4 protein-coding genes are annotated in these 3216 nt (G+C 48.0%); 2 read left to right on the top strand and 2 right to left on the bottom strand.

Features of this window, described 5'->3' with window-relative positions:
• Positions 1 to 85 precede the first annotated feature (85 nt).
• Positions 86 to 586 (top strand): MauE/DoxX family redox-associated membrane protein, encoded by a 501-nt coding sequence (locus tag AB7U36_RS21225; protein ID WP_428161615.1) that lies wholly within the window; start codon positions 86 to 88, stop codon positions 584 to 586.
• Positions 587 to 596: 10 nt separating this feature from the next.
• Here the strand turns inward: AB7U36_RS21225 and AB7U36_RS21220 are convergent, their stop codons facing one another.
• Positions 597 to 1442: a formylglycine-generating enzyme family protein gene (locus tag AB7U36_RS21220; protein WP_428161614.1), complete on the bottom strand. Its 846-nt coding sequence runs from the start codon at positions 1440 to 1442 to the stop codon at positions 597 to 599.
• A 208-nt stretch (positions 1443 to 1650) separates the two neighbouring features.
• On the opposite strand from AB7U36_RS21220, the gene AB7U36_RS21215 reads away from it, so the two are divergent.
• Positions 1651 to 2394 carry a LysM peptidoglycan-binding domain-containing protein gene (locus AB7U36_RS21215; RefSeq protein WP_428161613.1) on the top strand — a complete coding sequence of 248 codons (744 nt, stop codon included), beginning with the start codon at positions 1651 to 1653 and terminating at the stop codon, positions 2392 to 2394.
• Here AB7U36_RS21215 and AB7U36_RS21210 read toward each other — a convergent pair.
• On the bottom strand, positions 2387 to 3064 hold the full coding sequence (locus AB7U36_RS21210; protein ID WP_428161612.1) for a phosphoribosylanthranilate isomerase: 678 nt from the start codon (positions 3062 to 3064) through the stop codon (positions 2387 to 2389). The genes AB7U36_RS21215 and AB7U36_RS21210 overlap by 8 nt on opposite strands.
• Positions 3065 to 3216 lie beyond the last annotated feature (152 nt).

Below are 3216 nucleotides of genomic sequence, written 5' to 3'. Positions count from 1 at the left end.
GCTTTACCCATGTGGCGGTTTATGCCGGCGGGTTTGCTGAATGGGAGGAAATGGGATTTGATGTGGCCGGCAAAAGAACAGACCCATGAGCAAACTGTTCCGTGTCAGTCTGTTCCGTATCAGAAATGGGGCGCATTTGTCGTCCATGGATTTGGGCCGGCACACCGGCATAATTGAATGGGCACTGCGTCTGTTTCTAGGATCGACCTTTATTTTTGCGTCCTGGCACAAAATCGTGTCACCGGATGAATTTGCCACAATTTTGTACGGCTATGCGGTCTTTCCCCATCAGTTTATTAATGTGTTAGCCATTGTAATGCCCTTTGTGGAGCTTGTCTGCGGTATCTCTCTGATCACCGGGTTGCTCAAACGTTCGGGCCTGTTATTGATTAATGCCATGCTGGTCAGCTTTATTTTTCTGATCAGCTTTAATCTGATACGGGGCCACGAATTTGACTGCGGGTGCTTTTCCCTGGGGGATACCAAAGGGACCTGGTCCTCAGCCTGGCTGCTCCTCAGGGATTTTGCAATGCTTGGGGCAGGGGTTTATCTTTTCAGGCTGTTTAATAAAAAAGACCGGGTTTAAACCTGCCGGCTCACTGCTCCCTGACGATTCTGAATCCAAGGCTGTTACGCCGGGCCACCGGCTTGTAATTGGTGCGGTAAGCACATCTCTGGTATTTACTGTTTTGAAACCATCCGCCGCCTCTGACCACCCGGTGCTCACCCTTTGTTTCCAAAGGATCTGTAATGCCGTCAACATAGGTCCGGGTAATAGTTCCGGTTCCCGCACTCCAAAGTGTTCGCCACTCACAGGCATCCTGGACCCATTCCTGAACATTGCCGTGCATGTCGTAAAGTCCAAATTTATTGGGTTTGAGCAGTTTTACAGGGTGGGGCTTGAAATCCCCCGCAGGCGCAAAACCACCTGAATTAAAGCAGTACCAGGCATGCGAAACAAGCACCGGTTCCGGTTCCTTGCAGGAAAAGGTGGTGATGCCGCCTGTGGCAAAGGCGGTCTGACTGCCGGCCCGGCAGGCATACTCCCACTCTGCCTCCGTGGGCAAACGGTATTTTGTGGTTCCTTCTCTCTTGTTTAAAAACTGAATAAATGTAACCGCGTCATGCCAGGACACGGTATCCACGGGATAGTAACTGCCCAGTTTAAAAGAAGACGGATTTGGGGATACCAGGCGGTCCCACTGCCCCTGGGTCACTTCGGTCTCTGACATGTAAAAGCTTTTTGTGATAAACACCTTGTGCTGTTTTTCGTCTTTCTGGCGTCCCTTCTCCGATTCAGGGCTTCCCATGATAAAGGAACCTGCCGGAATCAGGACAAATTTCATTCCAATTCTATTGGTAAAAGCGTCCTGGGCAAACGCATATGAACACAGCACTCCAAGGGTCAGTGATAAACCCAGAAGGAAAAACGGTATTTGCAAAAAGGTTTTGCCATGCATAAGTAATACCTGATTTAATTGTTAAGGCTAAGGTTCCAGTGAATATGTATAGAGATTAGCATATTTAAAAACCTTGGTTCAACGATTATAAATTTTCATGCGCCAGCACTAAAATTAATTGTTTAGGCTTGAAATAACGGATTGAAATGGTGTAAAAGGCAAATGGCATCTTTTTCCAGGAGTCAAAAAAATGATAAAAAAGACCGCACCTGAATCCAAAATTCTCACCCCGGACAGAAACATAAATCAAAAAGAAGATGAACCTGAGGTATCCGCCATTGAGCTAGGAGGGACATTATTGAAAAAAAATGAATTTACCATGATTCTTATAGCTGCTTTGGTGGTCACGGCCCTGGTTTTCTTCTTTTTTTTCAGGGGGCCATCTACCCAGCAGACAGTTGAAGACAATTCTGTATCAGCCAACGGGACAGATCAGGCTGTCCCGGATTTTGAGAGCCGCATCTCCGCCCTTGAGGTCTCTGTGGCAAAGCTTACCTCCTCTTCGGGCCAGAATGAAAACCAAGCCTCTTCACAGGCCGTGTCCGACCTTGGTGAACGGATCACACGAATTGAAACGGCAGCAACCCTTAAGCTCGACACCCTGATTGAACACGTGGACAAACTTGAGAGCCGGTTAAACAAATTAGCTGTTGCTGCCTCAAAGCCATCACCCAAAACCGTTGTCAAACCCCAACCTGAAGTAAAGAAGCCTGCCCTGCCGGCATCAACAAACGCACTTAAGAAAAAGGTTCAGGTGACAAAGAAAAAATCTGAGAAACCAAAGAAGACCGGTCAGTTTCATACGGTTCAAAAGGGTGAAACCCTGTGGTCGATTTCCCAGAAATATAAAACGAATGTGACAGCAATACGCAAACTGAATAATCTGACCCCTGAAGATGAGATTTATCCCGGGAGTAATTTATTGGTCAGATAGAAACAGATTTTGCCGCCCTGATAAAGGCTGTGACCTTTGAAATGTCCTTGATTCCCTTTGTTTTTTCCACACCCGAGGATACATCCACGGCATGGGGACGGATACTTGACACCGCATCTGCCACATTTTCCGGGTTAAGTCCTCCGGCCAGCATTAAACGCACCTTTTTTGCCATTTCAAGGGCCTGGCCGTAATCCCAGGTTTCTGCATTTCCCCCGGGAAGTATGCCTTTGCCGTACTCGGCCAGGCAAAAATAAGCGGATTGGTATTTTTCTGTTTCACAAAGCTTAGGGGGCCTTGTTGCAAAAAAAGCTTTGGTTACCACAAGGTTCTGAGCTGATAAGCGGTCCGCAAGTTCAGGCGGTTCTGTGCCGTGCAGCTGTACGATCCCAAGGCCGCAGGCTGAAACGGTCTGCATAATCGTATCAAAGGTTTCGTTGACAAACACGCCGCAGGCTGGCACGCCTTTGGGAAGGGCCCGGACAATTTCCCGGGCTTTTTCTGTACTTACATGCCGGGGACTTTTTTCATAAAAGACCAATCCGATGATATCGGCACCGGCTTTTACGCAGTCAAGGGCATTGTCCGCAAAGGTCAGGCCGCATACCTTTACAAGCACGCCAGGCCTTGGGTCGGCTATCTGCCACATAGGCACGGAAAACTGATCCATGACAGCTTATTCCTCCTGTTCTTTGATGCCAAGAAGGGTTTTGATAAATTGAGCAGGATCCTTTGAACGGACAATGCTCTCTCCCACAAGGAAATTGAAAATACGGTTTTCCATGCCGGCTTCAATGCCGGATCGACCGGAAATACCCGAGG

The sequence above is a fragment of the Desulfobacter sp. genome, from assembly GCF_050177295.1.
The sequence above is the reverse complement of the archived record's forward strand: the minus strand, read 5'-3'. Positions and strand labels throughout refer to the sequence as shown.

Excerpts from the sequence above, each read along its gene's own strand:
- AB7U36_RS21225 (WP_428161615.1), top strand. The coding sequence starts at position 86 with ATGAGCAAACTGTTCCGTGTCAGTCTGTTCCGTATCAGAAATGGGGCG.
- AB7U36_RS21215 (WP_428161613.1), top strand. The coding sequence starts at position 1,651 with ATGATAAAAAAGACCGCACCTGAATCCAAAATTCTCACCCCGGACAGA.
- AB7U36_RS21210 (WP_428161612.1), bottom strand. The coding sequence starts at position 3,064 with ATGGATCAGTTTTCCGTGCCTATGTGGCAGATAGCCGACCCAAGGCCT.